Below are 26,476 nucleotides of genomic sequence, written 5' to 3' on the forward strand. Positions count from 1 at the left end.
CCTGCGCCGCTCACGCGCGGCATGGTGCGACGCATCGTCTTCTCGTCGTCAATCGGCAATGCGCTCGAATGGTTCGATTTTCTCGTCTACGGTTATTTCGCGCCGATCATCGCCAAACAGTTCTTTCCCGTGCACGACGAATGGCTTTCCACGTTGCTTGCCGTGGGGACGTTCGGCATTTCATTTCTCATGCGTCCACTCGGCGCGATCGTGCTCGGCATCTATGGCGATCGAAAAGGGCGTAAGGCGGCGCTCACGCTCTCGATCGCGCTGATGATGGCGGGCACCCTCGCGATGGCGGTCATGCCGCCGTACGCGTCGATTGGACTGGCCGCGCCGTTGCTGATTCTGCTTGCGCGTCTCGTGCAGGGTTTTGCGGTGGGCGGCGAGTTCGGCAGCGCCACGGCTTTCATGGTCGAGCACAGTCCCGCCCGACGCGGCTATTACGCGAGCTGGCAATTCGCGAGTCAAGGCGCGGCGGCGATTCTCGCGGCGGCTTTCGGTGGGCTGCTCGCATTGTGGCTGCCGCCTGACCAGCTTGCCGCGTGGGGCTGGCGCATTCCGTTTTTCTTCGGGCTCGTGTTGGGGCCGGTGGGCTATTACATTCGCTCGCATCTGGACGAAACGCCGGAGTTCATTGCGAATCGAGAATCGAAGCGCACGCATGAAACGGTGCAGGCGAATCAGGCCGAAAATACCGAAGCCGGGGCGCAATGGCTTAATTTGCTGCTCGCGGTGGGCATCGTCGCGCAATCGACGGTGGGCGTGTATATCTTGCAGCTTTATATGCCGATGTACGCCGTCAAGCAATTGCATATGGCAGCAGCCACGTCGTTCGGCGTCGTGGTGCTGAATGGCGGATTGCAATTCGCACTTTCGCCTGTCATGGGCGCATTATCCGATCGCATCGGACGCGTGCGCATCATGCTGACTACGTCGATTCTGCTCGCCGCGTTCACCTATCCGATGTTCGCGCTGTTGCAGCGTCATCCGACGCTCGGCTGGCTGCTGGTATTGCAAGGCGCGGCAGGTATTTTCAAGGCGGCGTATTCCGGACCGATGCCTGCGCTCATGTCCGAGATTTTTCCGGTGCGCGTGCGTTCTGCCGGATTGTCGATTGCCTATAGTCTGGGCGTGACCTTGTTCGGCGGTTTTGCGCCGACGATTGCCGAGTTGCTGATCCATTGGACGGGCGACACACTCGCGCCCGCTTATTACGTCTCGCTGGCGGCCGTGATTTCGGGCGTATCGCTGGCTGTCGTGGGCTGGCGTATGCGAACTATGAAGCGGCGTGCATCAGCGTTTCAATCTCAAGTGTGCAGTGAACTTTAAATCGCCGTATTTTTTCGCTCCAGATCGTGATTCGATCGGTGTTTGCACTGAAGAGCCTACGCAGCAATGCTATATTCGGGCAACCGCTGCGGGGCAGCGATTCATGCTTACGTTTTGTCAGGTGCCGGAGAGAAAATGTCGATCGAATACCGTGGCTTTCAAATCGTTGTCGATACGAAAGCAGACGCGACGGACACGCAATGGCTGTGTCGCGCGGAAATAACTGGCGTTGAAGGTCAGGCACGCGACGTCGTGCTGCCTCCCGTCGAACTGGCGCTGCCCAAGCTGAAGATCGACGTGCTGATGGGTGTGAGCATGGTCGAGCACAAGGCGCGTCAAACGGTCGACGAATGGCACATCGCGCATCCCGCTCCGGTTTAAGTACGAATGCAAACGTCCAGGGTCATTGACCAGACGGATGAAACGAAAAGGCCCGCGAGGGCCTTTTCGTTCTTTCATGGCACGGCGGTGACGATATTGCGCGGCGCTCCCCCATGAAACGCGGCGATATTCTCGATCAACTGGTCGGCGAGCGATTGCATGGCTTCGTCGCTTGCCCACGCCACGTGCGGCGTGAGGATGAAGTGCGGATGCCCGAGTAGGGCCTGGAATGGATGCGCGGCGGGCAGCGGCTCGGTCGAGACGACATCGAATCCCGCCCCCGAAATCGCTCCGCTTTGCAGCGCCTCCACGAGCGCGGCTTCATCGACAAGTCCGCCACGCGCCGTGTTGATCAGCAGCGGACGCCGAGCCATGCGCGCGAACGCGCTCGCATCGATCAGATGATGCGTGGCGGGCGTGAGCGGGCAGTGCAGCGAAACGATGTCGCTGTGCGCGAGCAGGTCGTCGAAGGGCACATGATCGTTCGACGCCGACGCTCGCTCGCCGTGCGCGGCGAATAGCACGCGCAATCCGAGCGCCCGTCCCATGGCCGCCACCGCCCGGCCAAGCGCGCCCGCGCCGACGATGCCAAGCGTCGAACCCCCGAGGTTTCGGATCGGAAAGTCGAAGAAGCAGAACTGTCCCGAGTCGAGCCAGCGCCCGGCGCGCACGGCGTCGCGATACGCGACGAGACTGCGCCGCAGCGCGAAGATCAGTGCGAACGTATGTTCCGGCGCCGTGTGAATCGCGTAGTCGCGGATATTGCTGACCACGATGCCGCGTGCCGCGCATGCGCGCAGATCGACGTTGTCGGTGCCCGTGGCGGCGACGGCGATCATGCGTAGCGAGGGCGCGTCGGCGAGCGCGGCCGCGCTGATCGGCGTCTTGTTGGCGATCACGATGTCGGCGTCGCGCAGGCGCGCGGCGACGTCCGCTGCGGACGTGTGGTCGAAGCACTGCAAGGTGTGTGCGAACGGCAAACTGCGCAGGACGGTTTGCGGCGACAGCGTCGCGCGGTCGAGAAAGACGATGCGGGTGGGCGGAGTCGGGCTGGACATGAGCGGTTGCGAAATTTTCTTTCGGATCGGAAACACGCGGATACCACGCGGCGTGCATGTATTTCATAAAGGAAACGCACCGCATTGTCAGTCCGCGCCGCCCGCCGCGGTTTGCCGTTTGCGCCGCCTTCCTTTCCCGTATGGAAAACGGCTTGCCGATCCGCACACGCACCATGACGTGCAACCGACCTCGCGCCGTCGCAGACTTTCCATTTCGTCAAGTGGCGTTGAGCAACCGTCGATTATCAAAATCGCCCGGTGCGCTCATCATGACGTCCAGAAACGACACCCTCTGGAGACGTCATGTCACGACCCCTCACCGGTATTCGCGTGCTCGAACTCGGGCAACTGATCGCGGGTCCGTTCGCCGGGAAGATGCTCGCCGAATTCGGCGCGAGCGTGATCAAGGTGGAGCCGCCCGGCACCGGCGATCCGCTGCGCAAATGGCGTCTGCTGCACGAGGGCACGTCGGTCTGGTGGGCGGCGCAGTCGCGCAACAAGCAGTCGCTCACGCTCGATCTGCGCGCGCCCGAAGGTCAGGACGTGATCCGGCGTCTCGTCGCGCAGACCGATGTGCTGATCGAGAATTTCCGTCCCGGCACGCTCGAAGGCTGGGGGCTCGGCTGGGAGGCGCTCAGCGCGATCAATCCGGGCCTGATCATGCTGCGCGTGTCGGGCTACGGTCAGACCGGGCCGTATCGCGACCGGCCGGGTTTCGGCGTGGTGGCGGAAGCGATGGGCGGTCTGCGCCATCTGAGCGGCGAGCCGGGGCGCACGCCCGTGCGCGTCGGCATTTCGATCGGCGATTCGCTGTCCGCGCTGCATGGCGTGATCGGCGTGCTGATGGCGCTGCGTCATCGCGAGCAGCAGGGCGGCAAGGGCCAGGTCGTGGACGTCGCGCTCTACGAGTCGGTGTTCAACATGATGGAGAGTCTGCTGCCCGAGTATTCGGTGTTCGGCGCGGTGCGCCAGCCGGCCGGCAGCAGTCTGCCGGGCATCGCGCCAAGCAATGCTTACCGTTGCAGCGACGGCAAGTACGCGCTGATCGCGGGCAACGGCGACAGCATTTTCCGCCGCCTGATGGAGCTGATTGATCGCGCCGATCTGGGCAACGATCCCACGCTCGCGCAGAACGACGGACGGGTCGCGCAGGTCGAGCGCATCGACGCCGCGATCGCGGCCTGGTGCGAGCGCCGTCCGCTCGACGACGTGCTCGCGGCGCTCAACGCTGCGCGCATTCCGGCGGGGCGCATTTACGACGTGGCCGATATCGACGCCGATCCGCACTATCGCGCTCGCGAGATGATCGTCGACGATCGTCTGCCCGATGGCACGCCCGTGCGCGTGCCGGGCGTCGTGCCGAAACTGAACGCCACGCCGGGCACGATCGAACACAGCGCGCCGGAACTCGGCGCCCATACCGACGCGGTGCTCGCGTCCATCGGCGTGGACGCGGCGACGCGCGACGCCTGGCGCGCACGCGGCGTGATCTGAACGGAGACGCACACCATGACCCAGCAATCCCGACGCCTCTATCTGAACGAAGTCGCCACGCGCGACGGCTTCCAGAACGAAGCGGTTTTCATCGACACCGACGACAAGATCGCGCTGATCGACCAGTTGAGCGCGTGTGGTTACGCGAAGATCGAAGTGACGTCGTTCACGTCGCCGAAAGCGATTCCCGCGCTGCGCGACGCCGAGGCCGTGATGCACGGCATCGCGCGCGCGCCCGGTGTCGTGTATACCGTGCTCGTGCCCAATGTGCGCGGCGCGGAACGCGCGTTGTCGTGCAAGGTCGACGAGGTGAATCTCGTGATGTCGGTGAGCGAGAGCCATAATCGCGCGAATCTGCGCATGTCGCGCGAAGAATCGTTCGGACAGCTACGCGATGTGATCGGCGCGGTGCGCGGATCGGGCGTGGCGATCAACGTGTCCCTGTCGACGGCGATGGGTTGTCCGATGGAAGGCGACGTGCCGGTGGAAACCGTGCTCGGCTGGATCGACCGTTTTGCCGGTCTGGGCGTGAACGGCGTGACGCTCTGCGATACGACGGGCATGGCACATCCCGCGCAGGTGCACGACCTGTGCGCGCGTGCGAGCGCGGCCTTCGCGCCGCTCGAAATCACGCTGCACTTTCACAATACGCGCGGCATGGCGCTCGCCAATACGCTTGCGGCGCTCGACGCGGGTATCGTGCGTTTCGACGCCTCGCTCGGCGGCCTGGGCGGCTGTCCCTACGCGCCGGGCGCGACCGGCAATGTGTGCACCGAGGAACTCGTACACATGCTCGAACTGGACGGCTACGATACGGGCGTGAATCTCGCGGCGGTGCTCGATGCCGCCGCGCGTCTGCCCGCGCTCATCGGCCATGACGTGCCGAGCCAGATTCTCAAGGCGGGACGTCGGCTGGATCTGCATCCGATGCCCGCCTGCGCATGACGGTTAATCGAACGATTCGAAGGAGTGAACCATGGCTTTGATCGATCACCTCGACCATCTGGTCCTGACCTGCGTGGACCCCGAGGCGACCCGACACTTCTATACCGAAGTGCTACAGATGCAACTCGAAACCTTCGGCGCGGGGCGTCTGGCGTTTCGCTTCGGCAACCAGAAAATCAATCTGCACGTGCGCGGCGCGGAGTTCGAGCCGAAGGCGCATGTGCCGGTGCCGGGCGCGCTCGATTTGTGTTTCATTGCCGCCGTGCCGCTCGACGAGGTGATCGCGCATCTGCGCAAGGTCGAATGGCCGATCGTGGAAGGGCCGGTCGAACGCACGGGCGCGACGCAGAAAATCCGCTCGGTGTACGTGCGTGACCCCGATCTGAACCTGATCGAGATCTCCGAACTGATCTAAGCCGGGCGTTTCCGATCGGAAAATCGCCTGGTTTCCGATCGGAGAAAAAGTTTTCTCGATTTTCATGATTCTTCGTTTTCGCTGCGGCGTCGGGGGGCACCGACGTCGCGGCGATTTGCGCGGGCCTCCGGCTCGCGAGCGGGCGCGCCAGAACGGCGCGTCCGCGCCTTCCTGCTTGCCTGTCCGGGGTGCTTGCCCGCGTTGGCGGGCCACGTCCACGTCGCGTCCACATCGCCCGCCACTTTCCCCGCCGTCGCCAATGCAGCACAATCGCTTCTGCATCGGCATTCTTTCAGCCTTTCCCTATGGTCAATCCGCTTCATTTCGATCTGCAGTCGCTGCGGGTCTTTCTGCTCGTGGCCGAGCACGGCAGTCTCACCAAGGCCGCGGAAAACGGGCAGCTCACGCTCTCCGCGGTGAGCAAGCGCATCGCGGAACTCGAAAGCGTCACCGACTGCGCGCTGTTCATCCGGCGCGCGCGCGGCGTCGAACTCACGCCGGCTGGCGTCGCCTTGCTCGATCATGCGAACCGCGTCGTCGATCAGGTCAACCGCATGGCGAGCGAGATGGGCGACTACGCGGCGGGCGTGCGCGGCCACGTGCGGATGTGGGCCAACACGTCGGCGATCGTGCAATTCCTGCCGGTCGATCTCGCGGGTTTCCTGAACGCGCATCCGCGTATCAAGGTGTCGCTCGAGGAGCGTCTGAGTCACGAGATCGTCGCCGCGCTGGGCGCGGGCAAGGCCGATCTGGGCGTGTTCGCGGACAACGTGCCTGCGCCCGGTATCGAGCGACGTCTGTATCGCCGCGACGAACTCGTACTGCTGGTGCCGCAAGGACATCCGTTCGCGCAGCGCGACGTCATCCGCTTCGCGGAAACGCTCGACGAGGATTACGTGGGACTCAGCGACGGCAGTTCGCTGCTGGCGCGCATGACCGACGCCGCGTTCGCCGCCGAGCGCACGCTCAAGCTGCGGATTCAGGCGTCGAATTTCGACGGCGTATGTCGGATGATCGAGGCCGGGCTCGGCATCGGCATTCTGCCGCGCGATTCGGTGAGCGACGCGCGCGGCAAGATCGGCGTGTCGAAGGTGAAACTCGCGGATGCCTGGGCCACGCGCACGTTGTGGGTTGGCGTGAAGGCGGGCGAGGCGCCGAGTTCCGATATCGCGAGCCTGTTCGATTACATGTCGGCGCGCAACGGCGAAGGTTGAACGCAGCCGCCAAAAAGAAGCGGCCGCGTGCGCGCAAAGCGCGGCACGCGGCCTGTTGAGCATCGCACGCGCGATTCAATCCGCGCCTCCAATCTCAGGCGTTCAAACAGGATTGATCTCGTCCTGGCTGCGTCGCGTGGTGAGCGGACCGAGCGTGCGCAGCGTAATCGCGACAATCGCGAGCGCCAGCGAAATCACGCCGAACATCGCCAGCGGACCATGCTGGTTAAGCACGGGCAGCAGGATGAACGGCAGCGCGCTGCTGACGATACGCGACAGCGAATAGGTGCTGCCGATCGCCGTCGAGCGCACGCTGGCCGGAAAAATTTCCGCCTGATAAACGTGATACGCGTTGCTGAATACGTTGGACGCGCAAGTCGTCAGGAATCCAAAGCAGACGATCAGCGCGATGCTGTTGGAGTAGGCGAAGCCGAGGCCGAACAGCGCAACCGAAATGAGCGAGGCGATTACCAGCGTGCGCCGCTCGATCCAGTTCAGCAGCGGCACGGAAAGCAGCGAGCCAATCGGATAACCGAGAAACGAGAGCGCGACGAACAAGGTGCTGCCGGTGACGTCGAAACCGCGGCTTTTCACCACCACGCCCGCCAGCGTGCCGAAGCCGTAATAGCCGAACGCCTGGAACAGATGAAACACGGTCAGCATGAAATAGCGCTTGCCATACGGTGCGCGGCGCAGCAAGCCAATGCGTTCGCCGAGCGTGAGCGCATGCTTGCGCTCGCCGGTTTGCTCGAAGGCGGCGGGCAGCGCGACGCCCGCGCTATCGGCGAAACGGCCCAGCGTGGCGCGCGCTTCGTCGGCGCGGCCTTGCGCGAGCAGCCAGCGCGGGCTTTCGGGCAGGCGATGCTTGATGGCCAGCACGAACACCGCGCCGAGGCTGCCGATCGCCAGAATCACGCGCCATCCGGCCACGCCGCCGAGATGCAGCGGATTGAGCCACACGGCGAGAAAACCGACCAGCGGCACGGCGATATACGAGGTGGTGTACGCCCAGGCGGCGAGGCGTCCGCGCCGGTCTTTCGGCAGGATTTCCGAGAGATAGCTGTCCGCTACCGGATAGATCGCGCCGACGCCTACGCCCGTGAGAAAGCGGCAGACCACGAGCATGCCCGCGTTGACCGAGAACGCGGCGAGCAGCGAAAACGCGCTGTACCAGACCAACGTGAGCAGAAAGGCGCGGCGTCGGCCGATGCGGTCCGCGAGACTGCCCAGACACAGCGAGCCGAAGAACATGCCGATGAATGCCGAGGCCAGCAGCAATTTGAAGCCCGTGCTGTGCCCGTCGAGCCCGTATTCGTTTTGCAGCGCCGAGCCGATCGAGCTGACGAGAAAAATCTCGTACATGTCGAAAAACAGGCCGATGCCGACGACCCACACCACGAAGCGATGCAGCGCGCCCACAGGCATCTCGTCCATGAAGCCGCCGAGCGTGACGCCCTGCGCGGCGCGTGCGGACCCGTCTCGCGCGGCGGCGGGCAGGCCGGGGTCGGCTTCGCGCGCCGCGCGGCCGCCCAGTTCCATCGGTTGGCTGTTCATCGTGTCTCCTGATATAGGTATGCCGCGCGGTCCGCGCGTTGATGCCTAGTTTCGGAGAATTCGGCCAGCGCGAAAATTGCGCATGCCTCAAGCAGGCTTTCCCGCCGAGAAAGGCTGGCGCCGAGAGCGGGCGTTTCTGATCGGAAACCTTTGACGCCGGGTGACGCCAACAGGAAACCGCCAGGCGCCCCCAGGGTTGTCGTCACGTCCACGATGGTCCGCGCCGTTACGTAACGCGCGATGCGTGGTGCATATCTTCACGCGAAAATCGTCGGATCGGCGTGCCGCAAGGCCATTTCCACGCGGATGCGAGCGTTGGCACACGCTTTGGCATTGATGTTGCGAAGACTCACGCATCATCAACGGCGGACTCGATTGGGGAGAGCAATCGTGCAAGGCATGTCACAGCAAGCGGTTCGAACGGACTTCGTGGCCGATCCGTGCGTCGGCACGCAAGCGGCGAAGGCGAAGCGCATCGGTTTCGTGCTGTTCAAGGGCTTTGCGCTGCCGGATGTGGCGGCCATCATCGAGATCTACGATGCGGCCAACGCCCTCGCGCAGCTTCAGTCCGACGACGACGCGGCGGCCTTCGAAATGGTGTCGCTCTCGGCGGCGGGCGGGCCGGTGGAGAGCGCGTCGTCGGTGGTGATCCTGACCGAGTGCGTCGAGCAGACGCGCGACGCGGGCGCGTTTCACACGCTGTTCGTCGCGGGCGGCGCGGGCACGCCCGACGCCGTGCGTGACGCGCGCCTCGTCCAGTGGCTCGCGCGCGAGGGGCGGCGCAGCGAGGCGGTAGTGGCGCTGGCGGAAGGGCGGTTGCTGCTCGCGGCCGCTGGCCTGCCGCTGCTCGACGTGCGTGGCGGCATGGACGGCGGGCTCAGCGGCCTTAATGCGATCGGCGGCGCGCTCGCGTCCTGAGCGCGCGTGCCGGACATCAGCGCAGCTTCACCGAGACGAAGCTCCGCGCGTTGTCGCGCTGAATCAGCACGGCGACGCTCTTGCTCGCCACCGCTTCGAGCGTGGCGGCCTGCTGCTGGGTCTCGACGAGCGTGTCGTCGAGCGAGAGTACGACGTCGCCCGCCTGGATGCCCGCGTGCGCGGCGGGGCCGCTCGCGGCGTCGACCATCAGACCGAGCGGCAGTCCGGTGGAGCGCCGTTCGGCCTCGCTCAACGCGTGCGTGGTCAGGCCGAGGCGGTCGGCGACGGCGCGTCCGCTGCCGCCCGCATTCGCGCCTGCACGCGCGCTTGCGCCATTGCCGCCCGCGCTGCGCGCCGCGGCGGCCGTGTCGGCGATCGGGGCGGCGCGCGCGACCGGCATCGCGACGGGCACGATGTTGGCGCCCGGTCCCGCGCCCGCGCCGCTGTCTGCGCCGGGTCTCGTGACCGGATTCGCGGCCACGCTGTCGGTGAGCGTCGCGCCGCCCGCGAGCGTCGCGCCGGCCGCGAGCTTCGCGCCGGTGGTGGACGCGCCATTGCCGTCGCTGTTAGTGCTCGCGTTGCTGTTCAGGTCCGCGGCGGCATCGGTGTCCGTGTCGGCCGTGTCGCTGTTGGCGTCGGCGGCCGCATTCGCGAAGCTCGCCGTCATCACGCGGCGGCCGCGGATCAAGCGCAGCGACGTCGGCGTGGCGGGCGGCAGTGCGGCCAGTTGCGCGGCCAGCGCTCCTGATTCCACGACCGCCGTGTTGCCGACCTTCACGATCACATCGCCCGCCCTGAGTCCCGATGACGCCGCCGCCGAGCCCGGCGTGACGCTGTCGACGAGCGCGCCGCTCGCGTGCGTCAGACCGAGCGCCGCCGCGATGCCAGGACTCACGTCCTCGACATGCATGCCGAACGTCGACGTCGTGCGCGCCTTCGCGGGCGCCGCGCCGTCCGCGCCGTCGCCGTCGCTGGCCTCGGCGTTCGCACTGGCGTTCGGGTTCGCTTTCGCCGTGGTCCCGCGCCCGGCCTGCGCCAGTTGCGCGCGGAACGCGCTGGCCGCGTCGATCGGAATCGCGAACGTCAGGCTCGCGTAGCGCTCGCCGTCGGCATACACCTGCACGGCGATGCCGATCACCTCGCCCGCGCGATTGAACAGCGGGCCGCCCGAGTTGTCGGGATTCACGGCCACGTCGGTCTGGAAGAACGGGAACGCGCGGCCATCCGCGAGCGTGCGCGAGGTCGCGCTGACGATGCCCGCCGTCACCGTGTTCTGGAAGCTGTCGGGCGAGCCGATCGTCAGCACGGGTTCGCCGACGCGCACTTTCGACGAATCGCCGAGCTTCACGAACGGCAGGTCGTGCGCGTCGATCTGCAGCACGGCGACATCGCTCTGCGTATCGACGGCCACGACTTCGGCCTTGAATTCGCGGCGGTCGGTGAGCCGCACGGTCACGTCCCCGGCGTTGTCGACGACGTGCGCGGTCGTGAGGACGAGACCGTCCGGGTTCACGATGAAGCCGGAGCCCGCGCCCGTCATCACGCGCGGCGCGCCGGCCTGGATGGGTGCGCCTGTCTGGGCGTTCGGCAGTCCGTTCGGGAACGTGTTCGGCCGCGCGTTCGGTGACACATGCTGCGCGCGGCGGAAGAACGCGGAGAACGGGTCGTCGGCGTCGATGGCTTCCTGCTCGGGCGGCGCGGTCTGATCGTCGGCGGCGCGCGCACTCACGTGCACGACGGCCGGACCGTAACGATCGACGAAGGTGGAGAAGTCGGACGCCGTGTCCGCAGCGGGCGTTGGTGCGGGGGCGGACGCCGTTGCAGGCACCGTCGTAGGCGCGAGCGCCTGGCGTTGCGCGGCGTTGGCCTTCGCGACGGCCTTGGCGGATTTTTTCGATGCGGCGGAGGCCGAAGTGGCCGATGCCGGTTGCATCGTCGCGGTCGATGCCGACGACGTCGCCGCCTGAGCGGCGACACCCGCGACGCCGCAGAGGCCGGCGCACGCCAGCGCGGCCGCGGCGGCAGGGCGCGCGGCGTTCAGAGGAAAGAGACGTAGCACAAGACACCTCCCCGATGGTCATCATGCTGACGAGTGGACGGCGCGGTATCGGCGGGCGACGTCCGAGCGGGTCCACGAAAACAGTGTAGACGCGCCGCGCGCTCAGTGGGGACGCATTTGTTTTCCAGCGCACGCACGATGCCTTCGATGCGACCCGCGCCATCGACGCCATCGTTGTGATCGATACGATCGACGCCCGCATCCTGTGGCCGCGACTGCGCGCTCGCGCGCTTTGTGGCACCATCCGGGCCCCATCCACAAACCGGAGATCGAAGTCCCCATGCTCAAGCGTGTCATGCTCGCCGCCGCCCTGGTCGCCACGTCGGCGATCGCCATTCCTCAAGCTGCCAGCGCACATCCGCGCATGGAATGCCACCGCGTGTGGATTCATGGCCACCCTGAGCGCCGTTGCCATCCGGTGCGCTGGCATCATCAACGTCCGCGTCATCATCAACCGCGTTACGGCTATTGATCGTCGCGCGATAGCGGCGCGTGCTTCGCGCGCCGCATGCCGGACCGGCGCTTGCTCGCATCTGCGGGCAGGCGCTTTTTTTCGTCCCGCGTTTCCTTTCTCGATGACGGCGCGGCTTCTGTGACCCCGTTTTCCGCCGCCGATGCGCAAGGCATCGGCAACGCTGTTGCCCTGCACAAAAGTTGACTTTTCCGACGATACGGACTTACCCGAATGCAAAAAAGTATCAGTTGGCGGTCTTATTTTCAGTGGTGAAGCGCCGCTGATGCGGTTACTTTTTCAACCATGGCGGCCGCCCTCGCGCGGGCCGCGAGCCGCAAAGAAAAAACCAGCAAAAGGCGCAGGAGGAGCGATGCAAGCGGAGAGGCCAGCAAGTCACCCGGGTACGGCGCAAGCCATGGCGCACAAGGACGGCCGTCCCGCGCGCATGGACCAGCCGGACCTCGAACTGGTGGCCGTGCCGCGCGACGAGTCGTTCAAGGTCTGGTCGCACGGCTATCCGTACCGGACGGTGCGCTGGCATTTTCATCCCGAGTATGAAATTCACCTGATCACCTCGACGACGGGCAAGTACTTCGTTGGCGATTACATCGGCAATTTCGAGCCCGGCAATCTCGTGATGATGGGGGCGAACCTGCCGCATAACTGGGTGAGCAGCGTGGCGGGCGGCGAGCGCGTCGACGAACGTTGCCTCGTCCTGCAATTCGACGCGGACTTCATCGCGCGCACGATCGACGCCTTTCCCGAGTTCCGGCGCGTCGCGCCGCTGCTCGACGCGTCGCGCTGGGGTTTGCTGTTCACGCCCGAAACGGGCGCGGCCGCCGAGCCGATCATGCGCGAGATGCTCGGTGCGCAAGGGCTGCGGCGCATCGTGCTGTTCATCGAACTGTTCGAATTGCTCGCGCAAGGCGTGGAACCCGCGAAGCTCGCGAGCGCCGCCTATCGCGCGGATCCGACGCGCTATGCGGGCACGCGCATCAATCACGTGCTGGCGTTCATCGGCAAGAACCTGTCGCAGGAATTGCGCGAGACGGAGCTGGCGGAACTGTCGGGGCAGAGCGTGAGTGCGTTCTCGCGTTACTTCCGGCGGCACACGGGCTTGCCGTTCGTGCAGTACGTGAACCGCTTGCGCATCGATCTCGCGTGCCAGTTGCTGTTGTCCGGGCAGCTCACGATTACGGATATCTGTTATCGCGTCGGTTTCAATAATCTCTCGAACTTCAATCGCCAGTTTCTGTTGCTCAAGGATATGCCGCCGTCGCGCTGGCGCGCGTGGCATCGCGTGAATGCGGCGAGCGCGAGTGAATCGGCGCAGGGCGCGGCGATCGTCTAGCGCGTCGAGCGCTCGACGGCACGCATCCTTTCACGTCTGTTTGCAGGTGTTTTAGCGGCGGATTCGTTTCCGTCACCCGGTCGCACCTAAAAATCATCCAACAATTTTTCAAAACAACGGAGACACCCGATGAACACGCTTTCGAACTTCGCGATCGGCGCAGCCCTGCTGGGTGCCGCGCTCACGGTCGGTCAGGCGGCGCACGCCGCGCCCGGCGGTACGGTCGCGTTCCTGATGCCCGACCATGCGTCCACGCGCTACGAGCAGCACGACTTTCCGGGCTTCAATGCCGAGATGGCCAAGCTTTGTCCGGACTGCAAGGTGCTCTACCAGAACGCCAACGCCGACGCTTCGCAACAGCAGCAACAGTTCAATTCGGTGATCTCGCAGGGGGCGAAAGTGATCGTGCTCGATCCGGTCGATTCGACGGCGGCCGCCTCGCTCGTGCACATGGCGCAGAGCCAGGGCATCAAGGTCATCGCTTACGACCGTCCGGTGCCGTCGACGCCCGCCGACTACTACGTGTCGTTCGATAACGAGGAGATCGGCAAGTCGATCGCGCAGTCGCTCGTGCAGCATCTCAAGGAAAGCGGCGTGGCGGCCGCGAAGGGCGGCGTGCTCGAAGTCAACGGTTCGCCGACCGACGCCGCGGCAGGGCTCATCAAGAAGGGCATTCACGAAGGGCTCGAAGGCAGCGGCTTCAAGACGCTCGCCGAATACGACACGCCCGAGTGGGCGCCGCCCAAGGCGCAGCAGTGGGTGAGCGGCCAGATCACGCGCTTCAGCACGCAGATCGTGGGCGTGGTGGCGGCCAACGACGGCACGGCGGGCGGCACCATCGCCGCGTTCAAAGCCGCCGGCGTGAATCCCGTGCCGCCCGTGACCGGCAACGACGCGACGCTCGCGGGCCTGCAACTGATCATCGCGGGCGACCAGTACAACACGATTCTCAAGCCCAGCGAGATCGTGGCGGGCGCGGCGGCGAAGGTGGCCGTGAGCTTCCTCTCGGGCCAGACGCCGAAGGGCGAAACGACGCTCTACAAGACGCCCACGCAACTCTTCAAGCCGGCGGTCATCACGGCGAAGAACCTCAAGGCGGAAGTCGTCGACAAGGGTTTCGCGAGCGGCAAGGATCTGTGCACGGGCCGCTATGCGGATGGTTGCAAGAAGCTCGGCATTGCTAACTAATTGACTTGATAAGCAGGTCGTAGAGCCATCGTATCGACGGCGGGGCGCGGCACGTGCCGGTCCCGCCGGCAGCACTCAGGAGTCTCCTTTCATGACTGAACCCTCCACGCCCCACGCGCCGCCGGGCGAAATCGTGTTGAGCCTGCGCGGCGTCTCGAAGCACTTCGGCGCGGTGTCCGCGCTGACCGATATCGAGCTCGACGTGCGCGCGGGCGAAGTGGTCGCCCTCGTCGGCGACAACGGCGCGGGCAAATCCACGCTGGTGAAAATTCTCGCGGGCGTGCATCAGCCGAGCGCCGGCACCATCACGTTTCGCGGCCAGGATGTCGTGCTCTCCGATCCGGCGACGGCGCTCGATCTCGGCATCGCCACCGTGTTTCAGGACCTCGCGCTGTGCGAGAACCTCGACGTGGTCGCCAACATCTTTCTCGGCCGCGAGCTGAGCCCGCTGCGTCTCGACGAAGTGCAGATGGAAGTGCGCGCGTGGACGTTGCTCAACGAATTGTCGGCGCGCATTCCGAGCGTGCGCGACGTGGTGGCGTCGCTCTCGGGCGGCCAGCGCCAGACGGTGGCGATCGCGCGTTCGCTGCTGCTCGATCCCAAACTCATCATGCTCGACGAACCCACGGCCGCGCTCGGCGTCGCGCAGACCGCCGAAGTGCTGAACCTGATCGAGCGCGTGCGCGACCGGGGTCACGCGGTCATCATGATCAGTCACAACATGGAAGACGTGCGCGCCGTCGCGGACCGCATCGTGGTGCTGCGCCTCGGCCGCAACAACGGCGTGTTCTATCCCGATTCCTCCAACGCGGAACTGGTGGCCGCCATCACGGGCGCGACCGAAAACGCCGTCTCGCGCCGCGCGGGACGCCGCCAGGCGGCCACGCCGCAATCGCAACAGGACGTACAGTGAAAGGCACCATCATGAGCAAGGACACCCATAGCGCGCCGCCTTCGCCGCTGCTCGACCGCAGCGACGTGCGCGTGAAGCACGCAGCCGGTCTCGGCGACACCGTTTCCGCTTTCGTCGACCGGATCCGCTCGGGCGATCTCGGCTCGCTGCCCGTGATCGTGGGCCTCGTCATCATCTGGACCGTGTTCACGAGCCTGAATCCGGTCTTTCTTTCCGCCGACAATCTCGTCAATCTGCTGTTCGACTGCTCGACGGTCGGCGTGATTTCGCTCGGCATCGTCTGCGTGCTGCTGGTGGGCGAGATCGATCTCTCGGTCGGCTCGATGAGCGGCTTCGCCTCGGCGCTCGTGGGCACGCTCTGGGTCAATCAGGGCTGGCCCGTGCTGCTCGCCATCGCGGCCGCCGTGGTGGTGGGCGGCATCGTCGGTGCGCTCTACGCGCTGCTGCTGAACCGGCTCGGCATGCCGAGTTTCGTCTCGACGCTCGCGGGCCTGCTGGCGATTCTCGGCCTGCAACTCTACGTGCTGGGCACCGACGGCTCGATCAATCTGCCGTACGGTTCGACGATGGTGAACTTCGGCCAGCTGATGATCATTCCGGCGATGGTCTCGCATGTGATCGCCTTGCTGCCAGGCGTGGCCATCGTGCTGACCGGACTGCGCACGCGCGAGCGTCGGCGCGCGGCGCGGCTCTCGGCGCCGTCGATCGGCAGCCTCGTGGCGCGCGGCGCGATTCTCACCGTGTTCCTCGAAGTCGTTGTCAGCTATCTCGATCGCGGACGTGGCGTGCCGTTGATGTTCGCCGTCTTTCTCGGCCTCGCCGTCGCCATGGATTACGCGCTCAAGCGCACGCGCTGGGGCCGTTCGATGAACGCCGTGGGCGGCAACCGCGAAGCGGCGCGCCGCGCGGGCATCAAGGTCAGCGCCATCTATACGAGCGCGTTCGTGCTGTGCGCGAGCTTCGCCGCGCTCGGCGGCGTGCTCACGGCGGCGCGGCTCGCTTCGGCGAGTCAGCAGGCCGGCACCGGCGACGTCAACCTCAATGCCATCGCGGCGGCCGTGATCGGCGGCACGAGCCTGTTCGGCGGACGCGGCACCGCGTGGTCGGCGGTGCTCGGCATCATCGTGATCCAGTCGATCGCAAGCGGCCTCACGCTGCTCAATCTCTCGTCGTCGCTGCGCTTCATGATTACCGGCGCGGTGCTGGCGATCGCGGTGATCGTCGACTCGCTCGCGCGCCGCTCGCGTGTCTCGCACGGCCGCGCGTAAAACCATAATCCGGAGACTCCATGTCTGAATCGATCAAAGGGAAGGTGGCCGCCATCACGGGCGCGGCGTCGGGTATCGGCTTCGAATGCGCGCGCGCGCTGATCGCGCAGGGCGCGAAAGTCGTGCTGATCGACCGCGCGCAGGATCGGCTCGCGTCGTGCTGTGCCGAACTCGGTCCGAACGCCTTGCCCTTGCAGGTGGATCTGCTGCAACCCGCGGAAGTCTCGGCGATGCTGCCGAAGATCCTGCAACTCGCGGGCGGTCTCGACATCTTTCACGCGAACGCGGGCACTTATGTGGGCGGCGACGTGACGAGCGGCGATCCCGACGAATGGGACCGCATGCTCAATCTCAACGTCAACGCCGCGTTTCGCTCGGTGCATGCGGTGCTGCCGCATCTGGTCGCGCAGAAGTCGGGCGACATTCTCTTCACGAGTTCGGTCGCGGGCGTGGTGCCGGTGGTGTGGGAGCCGATCTACACGGCGTCGAAGTTCGCCGTGCAGGCCTTCGTGCATACGACGCGCCGCCAGGTCGCGAAGCACGGCGTGCGCGTGGGCGCGGTGCTGCCGGGGCCGGTCGTGACCGCGTTGCTCGACGACTGGCCGAAGGCGAAGATGGAAGAGGCGCTGGCCGCGGGCAGCCTGATGCAGCCGGTCGAGGTCGCGGAAGCGGTGGTGTTCATGCTCACGCGCGGGCGCAACGTGACGATTCGCGACCTCGTGATTTTGCCGAGCAGTGTCGATCTCTGATCATCAGGGATGCCAGGTAATTTGCCGCGATCTATTTTTCCTGTTGAATGAGCCATGACCTCTGACACCTTGAACGCCGCCACGCGTTACGCGATCGGCGTGGACGTCGGCACGGGCAGCGCCCGCGCCGGTATTTTCGATCCGGACGGCCGCATGGTGGCCTCTGCGAAGCACGACATCACGGTCTTTCACGAAAGCGGCGCCATCGTCGAACAGTCGAGCGGCGAAATCTGGAACGCCGTGTGCCGGTCGGTGAAGGACGCGCTGGCGCAGGCGAACGTGGAGCCGACGCAGATTGCCGGGATCGGTTTCGACGCCACCTGTTCGCTCGTCGTGCTGGGCGAGGGCGGCCAGTCCTTGCCCGTTGGGCCTTCAGAACAGGCGCAGCGCGACATTATCGTGTGGATGGATCATCGCGCCGTCGAGCAGGCCGAGCGTATCAACGCGACGAACCACGCGGTGCTCAAGTTCGTCGGCGGCAAAATTTCTCCGGAGATGGAAACGCCCAAGCTGCTGTGGCTGCGCGAACATCGGCCCGCCGTGTTCGACGCCGCCTGGCAGTTCTTCGATCTCACCGATTTCCTCACGTGGCGCGCGAGCGGTGACCTCGCGCGTTCGACCTGCACCGTGACCTGCAAGTGGACCTATCTCGCGCACGAACAGCGCTGGGACGAGAGCTATTTCCGCGCGGTGGGATTGGACGTGCTCGCCGACGAAGGCTTCGTGCGCATCGGCGAGCGCGTGGTCGAACCGGGCACGCCGCTCGGACAGGGACTGACCGCGCAGGCTGCCGCCGAACTCGGCTTGCGCGCGGGCACGCCGGTGGCGGCGGGCGTGATCGACGCGCACGCGGGCGGTATCGGCACCGTGGGCGCGGACGGCGCGCCCGAATCGTGTCTCGCCTACGTGTTCGGCACCTCGTCGTGCACGATGACGACCACGCGCGAACCGGTGTTCGTGCCGGGCGTCTGGGGTCCGTATTACTCGGCGATGGTGCCGCACACGTGGTTGAACGAAGGCGGCCAGTCGGTGGCGGGCGCGGCCATCGAGCGTCTGCTCGCGATGCATCCGCTCGCGCCCGAGATGCAGCGCCGCGCGGCGAGCGAAGGGCAGTCGCTGCCGGTCATGCTGGCCTCGCTCGCGGCGCAACAGGGCGGCGATCTCTCCGGCGCGATCGCGCTGGCCGACGGGCTGCACGTGGTGCCCGAATTCCTCGGCAACCGCGCGCCGTTCGCCGATCCGCACGCACGCGCGGTGATCGCGGGCCTCGGCATGGAGACGGATCGCGAGAGCCTCGTCGCGCTCTATATCGCGGGCATCGCGAGTATCGGCTACGGGCTGCGGCAGATTATCGAGGTGCAGGCGGCGGCGGGCGCGGCGGTCGATCGCGTGGTGATCAGCGGCGGGGCCGGGCGGCTCGATCTGGTGCGCCAGTTGCTCGCCGATTCGACCGGCAAACCCGTGCTCGTGACGCAAGCCGACGAACCCGTGCTGCTCGGCGCGGCGATGCTCGGCGGCGTGGCGGGCGGGATGTATGGCGACGTGCGCACGGCGATGTCCGCGATGTCGCGGATCGGCGCGACGCATGCGCCCGCCGCCGGTGCAATCGCCGCGCTGCACGACGCGCGCTACGACGCGTTCCGTCAACTGCAAGGCGTGGCGCGCGCGATCCGCTGACGAGGTTTCGACGCAGGCCGCGCGACAGATTGCTCACGCCGGCTTGCTTAACGTCAGCTTGCTAACGTTAGCGATACGATTGTAACGAGTATTGTCACGATCGTTTCATCGGTATAGGATGTGTGCAAATAAACCATCACGGTTTGATGTGCATTGCACAAATTCGCTCGCCAGACCGCGCCAGCCTAATCCAGCTCAAAGCGTATGCCTACAGCGTCTGAAGCCTCCCAGCAATCCGTCGTCGCGTTGCGCCACGCCGCGCCCGCCGCGTCTGTCGTGTCCGGCACGCCGGCCGCGCACATCGAGCGCAATCCCGGCACGGCGTTCGACACCGCGTGGATCGACGCGCTGCGCGTCAATCAATCCGCCGTCGAACGCCGCACGGCCACACTCGGCACGCGCCGCGCCGTCAAGAAAGACGCGCAGGCCGCGTGGCTGCTGAAAGCCATCACCTGCATCGACCTCACCACGCTCAGCGGCGACGACACCGAAGGCCGCGTGCGCCGTCTCTGCGCGAAGGCGCGGCATCCGGTGCGCGCCGACCTGCTTGCGGCGCTCGGCATGGCGCCGGAGTCGATCCAGACCGGCGCGGTGTGTGTCTATCACCGCTTCGTGGCGGCCGCCGTCGACGCGCTCGAAGGCAGCGGCATTCCGGTCGCGGCGGTCTCCACGGGCTTTCCGGCGGGGCTCAATCCGCACGCGCTCAAGCTCAAGGAAATCGAAGCCTCGGTGGCCGACGGCGCGCGCGAAATCGACATCGTCGTTACGCGCGAATATGTGCTCACGGGCAACTGGCGCGCGCTTTACGACGAAGTGCGCGAGTTCCGCGCGGCCTGCGGCGAGGCGCATCTGAAAGCGATTCTCGCGACCGGCGACATCCGCGTGCTGTCGAACATTGCGAAGGCCTCGATGGTCTGCATGATGGCGGGCGCGGACTTCATCAAGACGTCGACGGGCAAGGAAGGCGTGAACGCCACGCTCGACGTCTCGCTCGTGATGGTGCGCATGATCCGCGAGTATCGCGAACACACCGGCGTGCTGGTGGGTTTCAAACCGGCGGGCGGCGTTTCCACGGCGAAATCGGCGCTCGCGTACCAGATCCTGATGAAGGAAGAGTTGGGGCGGCCTTGGCTCGAACCGGAGCTGTTCCGCTTCGGCGCGTCGAGTCTGCTCGCCGATATCGAGCGCCAGCTCGAACATTACGTGAGCGGGCGCTATTCCGCGTTCCATCGCCACCCCGTCGCCTGATCGCGGCGAGCCGCGCGCAGTGATACGCAGTCACACGCAGTCATCTTGACCAGACCACACCGATGAGCGTAGCCGAGTACTTTCGAACGATGGATTACGGTCCCGCCCCCGAGGACGATCAGCCCGTGCGCGCGTGGCTCGCGCAGCACGAAGGCGTGTTTGGCCACTTCATCGACGGCGCGTGGCGTGCGCCCGCAGGCGGCGAGCGCTTCGAGGTGCGCGCGCCCGCCACGGGCGAGCCGCTCGCGCAAGTCGCGCAAGGCAACGCCGACGATGTCGCCGCAGCCGTCGCGGCGGCGCGCGCGGCGCAGCCCGCCTGGCAGGCGCTCGGCGGCGCGGCGCGCGCGCGTCATCTGTACGCGCTCTCGCGCATGGTGCAGCGGCACAGCCGTCTGTTCGCCGTGCTCGAAGCGCTCGACAACGGCAAGCCGATTCGCGAAACGCGCGACATCGACGTGCCGCTGGTCGCGCGTCATTTCCTGCATCACGCGGGCTGGGCGCAACTTCAGGATACCGAACTATCCGGCTGGTCGCCGCTCGGTGTGATCGGCCAGATCGTGCCGTGGAATTTTCCGCTGCTGATGCTGGCGTGGAAGGTCGCACCCGCCATCGCGTTCGGTAACTGCGTGGTGCTCAAGCCCGCCGAATACACGCCGCTCACGGCGCTGCTGTTCGCCGAACTCGCGCATCGCGCGGGCCTGCCGAAGGGCGTACTCAACGTGGTGACGGGCGACGGCGGCACGGGCGCGGCGCTCGTCGAGCAACCGGGCGTCGACAAGATCGCCTTCACGGGCTCGACCGAAGTGGGCCGCCACATTCGCACCGCCACGGCGGGATCGGGCAAGTCGCTCACGCTCGAACTGGGCGGCAAGTCGCCGTTCATCGTGTTCGACGATGCCGATCTCGACGGCGCGGTCGAAGGCGTGGTCGACGCGATCTGGTTCAACCAGGGCCAGGTGTGCTGCGCCGGTTCGCGCCTGCTCGTGCAGGAAGGCGTGGAAGCGCGCTTCATCGACAAACTCAAGCGCCGCATGAACACGCTGCGCGTGGGCAATTCGCTCGACAAGGGCATCGATATCGGCGCGATCGTCGATCCGGTGCAGCTCGAACGCATCCGATCGCTCGTGGAAACGGGCAAGCGCGAGGGCTGCACAGTCTTTCAACCGGCGGACGTCGCGTTGCCCGCGGGCGGCTGTTTCTATCCGCCGACGCTCGTGACCGGCGTCGCGCCCGCGTCGACGCTCGCGCAGGAAGAAATCTTCGGCCCGGTGCTCGCGGCCATGAGTTTTCGCACGCCCGAGGAAGCCGTGGCGCTCGCCAACAATTCGCGCTACGGACTCGCGGCCAGCGTGTGGAGCGAGACCATCGGGCGCGCGCTCGATATCGCACCGCGTCTGCAATGCGGCGTCGTGTGGATCAACGCGACGAATCTGTTCGATGCGAGCGTGGGCTTCGGCGGCTATCGCGAATCGGGCTTCGGGCGCGAGGGCGGACGCGAAGGCGTCTACGAATATCTGAAGCCTGCCGACTGGAGCAAGCTGCCGATGCGCGCGACGCGCGCGCAGAACGCCCAGCGTCAGGAAGCGGGCGTGTCGGGCAATGCGCTCGACCGAACGGCGAAGCTCTTTATCGGCGGCAAGCAGGTGCGTCCGGACAGCGGCTATTCGCATCCGGTCTACGCGCCGAATGGCGAGTGGGTCGGCGAAGTCGGCGCGGGCAGCCGCAAGGACGTGCGCGACGCCGTGGCCGCCGCGCGCGGCGCGCAAAAGTGGACGCAGGCGAGCACGCACAATCGCGCCCAGGTGCTGTACTACCTCGCGGAAAATCTCAGCGCGCGCGCCGAAGAATTCGCGCGTCAGCTCGTGCGCCGTGCCGGTTACGACGCACGCGCGGCCACGCGCGAAGTGGACGCCGCCATCGACCGTCTCTTCAGCTACGCCGCGTGGGCCGACAAGTTCGACGGCGCGGTGCATACGCCGCCGCTGCGCGGCGTGGCGCTCGCGATGCACGAAGCGCTCGGCGTGATCGGCATCGCATGTCCGGACGAAGCGCCGCTGCTCGCGTTCGTGTCGCTCGTCGCGCCCGCGCTGGCGATGGGCAATCGCGTGGTGGTGCTCGCGAGCGAAACGAACCCGCTCGCGGCCACGGATTTTTATCAGGTCGTGGAGACCTCGGACGTGCCCGCGGGCGTGCTCAATATTCTGACCGGCGAGCGCGCGGCCTTGCTACCCGCGCTCGCGAAACATGACGACGTGGACGCGCTCTGGTGCTTCGGCACGGCGGCCGATTCGGCGCTCGCGGAGCGCGAATCGGTCGGCAATCTCAAGCGCACCTTCGTCGATTACGGCAAGCAGTTCGACTGGTTCGATCGCGCGAATGCGGGACTGCCGTTGCTGCGTCACGCAGTGCAGGTGAAGAACATCTGGATTCCTTATGGTGATTGAGGGTGACTGAGGCTGATCGACAGTGATTGATTAAGCGGCACGCGAGCGCATAAATACAAACGCGCGCGCCGCACACTCTACGGAGGAGACATTCATGCTGAAGAATCTGGACCCGCTGCTGAACGCCGACGTCTTGCAGGCGCTGCGTGCGATGGGTCATGGCGACGAACTGATCGTCTGCGATGCGAATTTCCCGGCCGACTCCGTCGCACGCGCGACAGTGCTCGGCAAGCTTCTGCGCATGGACGGCGCCGACGCGCCGCGTGCCGTGCGCGCCATTCTCTCGGTGCTGCCGCTCGACATCTTCGTGGAAACGCCCGCGATGCGCATGGAAGTGGTCGGCGAACCGGACACGATTCCCACCGTGCAGCGCGAAGCGCAAGCCGAGGTCGACGCCGCCGAAGGCCGCGCCGTGCCGTTCGCGGGAATCGAGCGCCACGCGTTCTACGCCCGCGCGCGCAAGGCCTATTGCGTGATCGCCACGGGCGAGGCGCGCGGCTACGGCTGCTTCGTCTTCACCAAAGGCGTGATTCTCGCGCCCGATGCGCCGGGCGCAAAGACCGCGCAGGAGCCGGGACGATGAGCGAGCGCGTCGTCATCCTCGGAATCTATGTGACCGATCTCGCGTTTCGCGCGAGCCGCATGCCGGTGATCGGCGAGACCATCGCGGGCTCGGCGTTCGCGATGGGGCCTGGCGGCAAGGGCTCGAATCAGGCGGTGGCGGCGGCGCGCGCGGGCGCGGACGTGGTGTTCTGCACGCGTCTGGGCAACGACGCGTTCGGCGAGATCGCACGCGCGACGTGGGCCGCCGAAGGCATCACCGCGCGCGCGCCGGCCATCGACGGCATGGCGACGGGCGCGGCGCATATCTTCGTCGACGAAACCACGGGCATGAACGCGATCATCGTGGCGCCGGGCGCGGCCGGCACGATGGCCGCCGCCGACGCCGAAGCGATCGAAGCCGATATCGCGGCGTCGCGCGTGTTCGTCACGCAGCTCGAACAGCCGCTCGACGCGGCGCGGCGCGGCCTCGAAATCGCGCGCCGGCATGGCGTGACGACGGTGTTCAATCCGGCGCCCGCGATGGCGCTGCCCGACGACATTTACGCGCTCTGCGATTACGTCACGCCGAACGAAACCGAAGCCGCCGCGCTCACCGGCATCGCCGTGCGCAATGCCGACGACGCGCGCCGCGCCGCCGACGTGTTGCTCGCGAAAGGTGCGGGCGCGGTCATCGTCACGCTTGGCGAGGCGGGCGCGCTGCTGCACACGCGCGAGGCCTCGGTGCTGCTGCCCGCGTATCAATGCGGGCCGGTCGTGGAAACGGCGGGCGCGGGCGACGGCTTCACGGGCGGTTTCGCGGCGGCGCTCGCGCGCGGCGACGACGCGCTCGCGGCCACGCGCTTCGGCTGCGCGCTGGCCGGCATTTCGGTGACGCGGCCGGGCACCGCGCCGTCCATGCCCACGCGCGCGGAGGTGGACGCGATGCTCGCCCGCACGCCCGCCGCGGCGCATTGAAGCGCAAATGAAGCGCAAATAAGGCGCAAATAAGGCGCAAATAAGGCGCGGCGCGCGCTGACGCACACGCAAAGGATGATGTCCATGAAGGCTTCGTTTTTGGCTCGATGTTTCGGCGACCGGCAACTGAATTTTCTGCTGGCCGTGAACCTGCTCGTCGTGCTGGTCGCCATCGCGATCTCGCACGGCCAGTTCGTCGGCATCGACAATCTGCAGTCGATGGGTTCGCAGTTGCCCGAAGTCGCGCTGCTCGCGCTCGGCATCATGCTGTCGATGCTGTCGGGTAACGGCGGCATCGATTTGTCCGGCGTGGGGCTCGCGAATCTCTCCGGCATGATCGCGGCGCTGATCGTGCCGCATGTTGTGAGCGGCGACGACTCGCCCGTGCTCTACACGGCGCTGTTCTGCGTGATCGTGGTGGGCATGGGTTTGATCGGCGGGCTGCTCAACGGCGTCGTGATCGCGCGGCTCGGCCTCACGCCGATTCTCTGTACGCTCGGCACGCAACTGCTGTTCACGGGCATCGCGGTGGCGCTGAGCAACGGCGCGTCCGTGCACGTCGACTATGTCGAACCGCTCGCGGATATCAGCAACGGCAGCTTCTTTCAGGTGCCGATCTCGTTTCTGCTGTTCGTCGCGGTGGTGATCGTGCTCGGCTGGCTGCTGCGGCGCACGCCCTTCGGTCTGCGGCTCTATCTGATGGGCACGAATCAGCGCGCCGCGTTCTATGCGGGCATTCCGCGCGCGCGCATGCTGATTACCACCTACGCGATGTGCGGCGTGCTCGCGTCGCTCGCGGGCCTCGTGAGCGTCTCGCACACGCTCAGCGCGAAATGGGATTACGGCAATTCGTATCTGCTGATCGCGATCCTGATTGCGGTGATGGGCGGCGTGAATCCGTCGGGCGGCTATGGACGCATCATCTGCGTGTTTTTTGCCGCGACGGTGCTGCAATTCCTGTCGAGCCTGTTCAACCTGATGGGCGTGTCGCAATTCTTCGGCGATTGCGCGTGGGGCCTTTTGCTGCTGCTCTCGCTGGCCTTCGCGGGCGCGGAACGCGTGCGCTCGATCTTCGGACTCGGCGCGGCGCAGGGCGCGCGCAAGCGGCCCGGTTGAAGCGAAGCAGCGCAGGCAAAGCAATACAGCGCGCGGACATCGGGCCTCGGGCGTCCGCCGCCAGACATTTCGGGGCGACAGCGAACAACAAGGAGACAACATGAAGCTCAAACGACTCAGCATGGCGCTCGCGGCGGGCGCACTCGCGGCGGGCACGTTCGCCGCGGCGCAGGCGCAGGACAAGCAGACCATCGTCACGGTGGTGAAAGTGACCGGCATTAGCTGGTTCAACCGCATGGAAGAGGGCGTGAAGGAGTTCGGCAAGGACAATCCGAACATCACCGTCTATCAGACCGGTCCGGGCCGCGCCGACGCCGCGCAGCAACTGAAGATCATCGACGACCTGATCGCGAAGAAAGTGAGCGCGATCGCGGTGGTGCCCTACGATCCGCCCACGCTCGAACCGGCGCTCAAGAAGGCGATGGATCGCGGCATCAAGGTCGTCACGCACGAAGCCGACAACGAGAAGAACACGATGGTCGATGTCGAGGCCTTCGACAACAGCGCCTATGGCGCGGCGCTCAACGACCGTCTCGCGACCTGCATGCACAGCGAAGGCAAGTGGGCAACGCTGGTCGGCTCGCTCGGCAGCCGCTCGCAGGTGCAATGGGCGAACGGCGGCATCGACAACGCGAAGAAGAAGTATCCGAAGATGCAGCTCGTGGAGACCAACCTCGAAACCAATAACGACGGCGAGCGCGCCTATGAAGTCGCGAAGGAAACGCTGCGCAAGCATCCGGACCTGAAGGGCTTCCAGGGTTCGTCGTCGCTCGACGTGATCGGCATCGGCCGCGCGGTCGAGGAAGCGGGCCTGCAAGGCAAGATCTGCGTGTACGGCACGGGTCTGCCGACCGAGGCGGGCAAGTACCTCGAAAGCGGTGCGATCAACGGCATCGCGTTCTGGGACCCGAAGCTCGCGGGCATGGCGATGAACAAGATCGCGAAGCTGCTGCTCGACGGCAAGACCGTGGAGAACGGCGCGAATCTCGGCTTGCCGGGCTACGAGAAGGTGACCGTGTCGAAGGGTCCGGGCAAGGGCATCATCGTGCGCGGCCAGGGCTGGGTGAGCGTCGACAAGTCGAACTACAAGCAATACAACTTCTGATCGCGCGAACTTGAAGTTCGCGTTGAACGCGGCGCGCGTTTTTGCTGAGAGGCGAAGCGCGCGGCGCGCGATCTA

Annotated in this window: 23 protein-coding genes; 20 read left to right on the plus strand and 3 right to left on the minus strand. The window is 66.1% G+C overall.

Annotated features, from left to right (window positions below; translation table 11 throughout):
* Window positions 1-21 precede the first annotated feature (21 nt).
* Together BMY06_RS25245 and BMY06_RS25250 are read left to right on the plus strand one after the other, a co-directional pair.
* Window positions 22-1,332, plus strand: coding sequence for an MFS transporter (locus BMY06_RS25245; RefSeq protein WP_390971408.1), 1,311 nt, complete (start codon window positions 22-24; stop codon window positions 1,330-1,332).
* A 135-nt stretch (window positions 1,333-1,467) separates the two neighbouring features.
* Window positions 1,468-1,713: a hypothetical protein gene (locus BMY06_RS25250; protein ID WP_074985964.1), complete on the plus strand. Its 246-nt coding sequence runs from the start codon at window positions 1,468-1,470 to the stop codon at window positions 1,711-1,713.
* Window positions 1,714-1,787: 74 nt separating this feature from the next.
* On the opposite strand, the gene BMY06_RS25255 is transcribed toward BMY06_RS25250, so the two are convergent.
* A complete protein-coding gene (locus BMY06_RS25255) occupies window positions 1,788-2,771 on the minus strand; it encodes a D-2-hydroxyacid dehydrogenase (protein WP_074985966.1) in 984 nt (327 codons plus the stop codon).
* 303 nt (window positions 2,772-3,074) lie between these two features.
* Between BMY06_RS25255 and BMY06_RS25260 the strand changes: the two genes are divergently transcribed.
* The 4 genes from BMY06_RS25260 to BMY06_RS25275 all read left to right on the plus strand — a co-directional run bounded on the left by BMY06_RS25260 (window position 3,075) and on the right by BMY06_RS25275 (window position 6,839).
* A complete protein-coding gene (locus BMY06_RS25260; protein ID WP_074985967.1) occupies window positions 3,075-4,265 on the plus strand; it encodes a CaiB/BaiF CoA transferase family protein in 1,191 nt (396 codons plus the stop codon).
* A 15-nt stretch (window positions 4,266-4,280) separates the two neighbouring features.
* Complete coding sequence (locus BMY06_RS25265; protein ID WP_074985969.1) at window positions 4,281-5,210, plus strand: hydroxymethylglutaryl-CoA lyase; 930 nt, start codon at window positions 4,281-4,283, stop codon at window positions 5,208-5,210.
* Between the two features lie 31 nt (window positions 5,211-5,241).
* The gene (locus BMY06_RS25270) at window positions 5,242-5,625 is read left to right on the plus strand and encodes a VOC family protein (RefSeq protein WP_074985971.1); all 384 of its coding nucleotides are present in this window, start codon (window positions 5,242-5,244) and stop codon (window positions 5,623-5,625) included.
* 305 nt (window positions 5,626-5,930) lie between these two features.
* Entirely contained in the window at window positions 5,931-6,839 is a 909-nt protein-coding gene (locus tag BMY06_RS25275) for a LysR substrate-binding domain-containing protein (protein WP_065064999.1), read from the plus strand.
* A gap of 102 nt (window positions 6,840-6,941) precedes the next feature.
* Here BMY06_RS25275 and BMY06_RS25280 read toward each other — a convergent pair whose 3' ends face one another.
* A complete protein-coding gene (locus BMY06_RS25280) occupies window positions 6,942-8,393 on the minus strand; it encodes an MFS transporter (RefSeq protein ID WP_074985973.1) in 1,452 nt (483 codons plus the stop codon).
* A gap of 399 nt (window positions 8,394-8,792) precedes the next feature.
* Here BMY06_RS25280 and BMY06_RS25285 point away from each other — a divergent pair, with 399 nt between their 5' ends.
* Window positions 8,793-9,311 carry a helix-turn-helix domain-containing protein gene (locus BMY06_RS25285; protein WP_143064437.1) on the plus strand — a complete coding sequence of 173 codons (519 nt, stop codon included), beginning with the start codon at window positions 8,793-8,795 and terminating at the stop codon, window positions 9,309-9,311.
* A 16-nt stretch (window positions 9,312-9,327) separates the two neighbouring features.
* Here BMY06_RS25285 and BMY06_RS25290 read toward each other — a convergent pair whose 3' ends face one another.
* Window positions 9,328-11,370 carry a trypsin-like peptidase domain-containing protein gene (locus BMY06_RS25290; RefSeq protein WP_244144406.1) on the minus strand — a complete coding sequence of 681 codons (2,043 nt, stop codon included), beginning with the start codon at window positions 11,368-11,370 and terminating at the stop codon, window positions 9,328-9,330.
* 280 nt (window positions 11,371-11,650) lie between these two features.
* Between BMY06_RS25290 and BMY06_RS25295 the strand changes: the two genes are divergently transcribed.
* The 13 genes from BMY06_RS25295 to BMY06_RS25355 all read left to right on the plus strand — a co-directional run bounded on the left by BMY06_RS25295 (window position 11,651) and on the right by BMY06_RS25355 (window position 26,401).
* On the plus strand, window positions 11,651-11,842 hold the full coding sequence (locus BMY06_RS25295; protein ID WP_074985976.1) for a hypothetical protein: 192 nt from the start codon (window positions 11,651-11,653) through the stop codon (window positions 11,840-11,842).
* A gap of 397 nt (window positions 11,843-12,239) precedes the next feature.
* Complete coding sequence (locus BMY06_RS25300; protein WP_244144405.1) at window positions 12,240-13,175, plus strand: AraC family transcriptional regulator; 936 nt, start codon at window positions 12,240-12,242, stop codon at window positions 13,173-13,175.
* A 129-nt stretch (window positions 13,176-13,304) separates the two neighbouring features.
* Entirely contained in the window at window positions 13,305-14,363 is a 1,059-nt protein-coding gene (locus BMY06_RS25305) for an ABC transporter substrate-binding protein (protein WP_074985977.1), read from the plus strand.
* Window positions 14,364-14,454: 91 nt separating this feature from the next.
* The gene (locus tag BMY06_RS25310) at window positions 14,455-15,276 is read left to right on the plus strand and encodes an ATP-binding cassette domain-containing protein (RefSeq protein WP_065065004.1); all 822 of its coding nucleotides are present in this window, start codon (window positions 14,455-14,457) and stop codon (window positions 15,274-15,276) included.
* 11 nt (window positions 15,277-15,287) lie between these two features.
* Complete coding sequence (locus BMY06_RS25315; RefSeq protein WP_074986034.1) at window positions 15,288-16,544, plus strand: sugar ABC transporter permease; 1,257 nt, start codon at window positions 15,288-15,290, stop codon at window positions 16,542-16,544.
* A 20-nt stretch (window positions 16,545-16,564) separates the two neighbouring features.
* Window positions 16,565-17,293, plus strand: coding sequence for an SDR family oxidoreductase (locus BMY06_RS25320; RefSeq protein ID WP_065065005.1), 729 nt, complete (start codon window positions 16,565-16,567; stop codon window positions 17,291-17,293).
* Window positions 17,294-17,347: 54 nt separating this feature from the next.
* Window positions 17,348-18,970: an FGGY-family carbohydrate kinase gene (locus BMY06_RS25325; protein WP_074985979.1), complete on the plus strand. Its 1,623-nt coding sequence runs from the start codon at window positions 17,348-17,350 to the stop codon at window positions 18,968-18,970.
* A 204-nt stretch (window positions 18,971-19,174) separates the two neighbouring features.
* Window positions 19,175-20,218 (plus strand): deoxyribose-phosphate aldolase, encoded by a 1,044-nt coding sequence (gene deoC / locus BMY06_RS25330; RefSeq protein WP_074985981.1) that lies wholly within the window; start codon window positions 19,175-19,177, stop codon window positions 20,216-20,218.
* Between the two features lie 62 nt (window positions 20,219-20,280).
* Complete coding sequence (locus BMY06_RS25335; protein ID WP_074985983.1) at window positions 20,281-22,662, plus strand: aldehyde dehydrogenase family protein; 2,382 nt, start codon at window positions 20,281-20,283, stop codon at window positions 22,660-22,662.
* 94 nt (window positions 22,663-22,756) lie between these two features.
* Entirely contained in the window at window positions 22,757-23,245 is a 489-nt protein-coding gene (locus tag BMY06_RS25340; protein WP_074985985.1) for an RbsD/FucU family protein, read from the plus strand.
* Complete coding sequence (locus BMY06_RS25345; RefSeq protein ID WP_065065010.1) at window positions 23,242-24,180, plus strand: ribokinase; 939 nt, start codon at window positions 23,242-23,244, stop codon at window positions 24,178-24,180. Before BMY06_RS25340 ends, BMY06_RS25345 begins: the two co-directional genes overlap by 4 nt.
* Window positions 24,181-24,264: 84 nt before the next feature.
* Window positions 24,265-25,296, plus strand: coding sequence for an ABC transporter permease (locus BMY06_RS25350; RefSeq protein ID WP_065065037.1), 1,032 nt, complete (start codon window positions 24,265-24,267; stop codon window positions 25,294-25,296).
* A 100-nt stretch (window positions 25,297-25,396) separates the two neighbouring features.
* Window positions 25,397-26,401: an autoinducer 2 ABC transporter substrate-binding protein gene (locus BMY06_RS25355; protein WP_065065011.1), complete on the plus strand. Its 1,005-nt coding sequence runs from the start codon at window positions 25,397-25,399 to the stop codon at window positions 26,399-26,401.
* Window positions 26,402-26,476: the final 75 nt, after the last annotated feature.

The organism is Paraburkholderia tropica (assembly GCF_900109265.1).
Lineage (GTDB): Bacteria > Pseudomonadota > Gammaproteobacteria > Burkholderiales > Burkholderiaceae > Paraburkholderia > Paraburkholderia tropica.

What these genes read in the sequence shown, in the direction of transcription:
- BMY06_RS25245 (WP_390971408.1), top strand. Translation starts at nt 22, where the DNA reads ATGGTGCGACGCATCGTCTTCTCGTCGTCAATCGGCAATGCGCTCGAA.
- BMY06_RS25250 (WP_074985964.1), top strand. Translation starts at nt 1,468, where the DNA reads ATGTCGATCGAATACCGTGGCTTTCAAATCGTTGTCGATACGAAAGCA.
- BMY06_RS25255 (WP_074985966.1), bottom strand. Translation starts at nt 2,771, where the DNA reads ATGTCCAGCCCGACTCCGCCCACCCGCATCGTCTTTCTCGACCGCGCG.
- BMY06_RS25260 (WP_074985967.1), top strand. Translation starts at nt 3,075, where the DNA reads ATGTCACGACCCCTCACCGGTATTCGCGTGCTCGAACTCGGGCAACTG.
- BMY06_RS25265 (WP_074985969.1), top strand. Translation starts at nt 4,281, where the DNA reads ATGACCCAGCAATCCCGACGCCTCTATCTGAACGAAGTCGCCACGCGC.
- BMY06_RS25270 (WP_074985971.1), top strand. Translation starts at nt 5,242, where the DNA reads ATGGCTTTGATCGATCACCTCGACCATCTGGTCCTGACCTGCGTGGAC.
- BMY06_RS25275 (WP_065064999.1), top strand. Translation starts at nt 5,931, where the DNA reads ATGGTCAATCCGCTTCATTTCGATCTGCAGTCGCTGCGGGTCTTTCTG.
- BMY06_RS25280 (WP_074985973.1), bottom strand. Translation starts at nt 8,393, where the DNA reads ATGAACAGCCAACCGATGGAACTGGGCGGCCGCGCGGCGCGCGAAGCC.
- BMY06_RS25285 (WP_143064437.1), top strand. Translation starts at nt 8,793, where the DNA reads ATGTCACAGCAAGCGGTTCGAACGGACTTCGTGGCCGATCCGTGCGTC.
- BMY06_RS25295 (WP_074985976.1), top strand. Translation starts at nt 11,651, where the DNA reads ATGCTCAAGCGTGTCATGCTCGCCGCCGCCCTGGTCGCCACGTCGGCG.
- BMY06_RS25300 (WP_244144405.1), top strand. Translation starts at nt 12,240, where the DNA reads ATGGCGCACAAGGACGGCCGTCCCGCGCGCATGGACCAGCCGGACCTC.
- BMY06_RS25305 (WP_074985977.1), top strand. Translation starts at nt 13,305, where the DNA reads ATGAACACGCTTTCGAACTTCGCGATCGGCGCAGCCCTGCTGGGTGCC.
- BMY06_RS25310 (WP_065065004.1), top strand. Translation starts at nt 14,455, where the DNA reads ATGACTGAACCCTCCACGCCCCACGCGCCGCCGGGCGAAATCGTGTTG.
- BMY06_RS25315 (WP_074986034.1), top strand. Translation starts at nt 15,288, where the DNA reads ATGAGCAAGGACACCCATAGCGCGCCGCCTTCGCCGCTGCTCGACCGC.
- BMY06_RS25320 (WP_065065005.1), top strand. Translation starts at nt 16,565, where the DNA reads ATGTCTGAATCGATCAAAGGGAAGGTGGCCGCCATCACGGGCGCGGCG.
- BMY06_RS25325 (WP_074985979.1), top strand. Translation starts at nt 17,348, where the DNA reads ATGACCTCTGACACCTTGAACGCCGCCACGCGTTACGCGATCGGCGTG.
- deoC (WP_074985981.1), top strand. Translation starts at nt 19,175, where the DNA reads ATGCCTACAGCGTCTGAAGCCTCCCAGCAATCCGTCGTCGCGTTGCGC.
- BMY06_RS25335 (WP_074985983.1), top strand. Translation starts at nt 20,281, where the DNA reads ATGAGCGTAGCCGAGTACTTTCGAACGATGGATTACGGTCCCGCCCCC.
- BMY06_RS25340 (WP_074985985.1), top strand. Translation starts at nt 22,757, where the DNA reads ATGCTGAAGAATCTGGACCCGCTGCTGAACGCCGACGTCTTGCAGGCG.
- BMY06_RS25345 (WP_065065010.1), top strand. Translation starts at nt 23,242, where the DNA reads ATGAGCGAGCGCGTCGTCATCCTCGGAATCTATGTGACCGATCTCGCG.
- BMY06_RS25350 (WP_065065037.1), top strand. Translation starts at nt 24,265, where the DNA reads ATGAAGGCTTCGTTTTTGGCTCGATGTTTCGGCGACCGGCAACTGAAT.
- BMY06_RS25355 (WP_065065011.1), top strand. Translation starts at nt 25,397, where the DNA reads ATGAAGCTCAAACGACTCAGCATGGCGCTCGCGGCGGGCGCACTCGCG.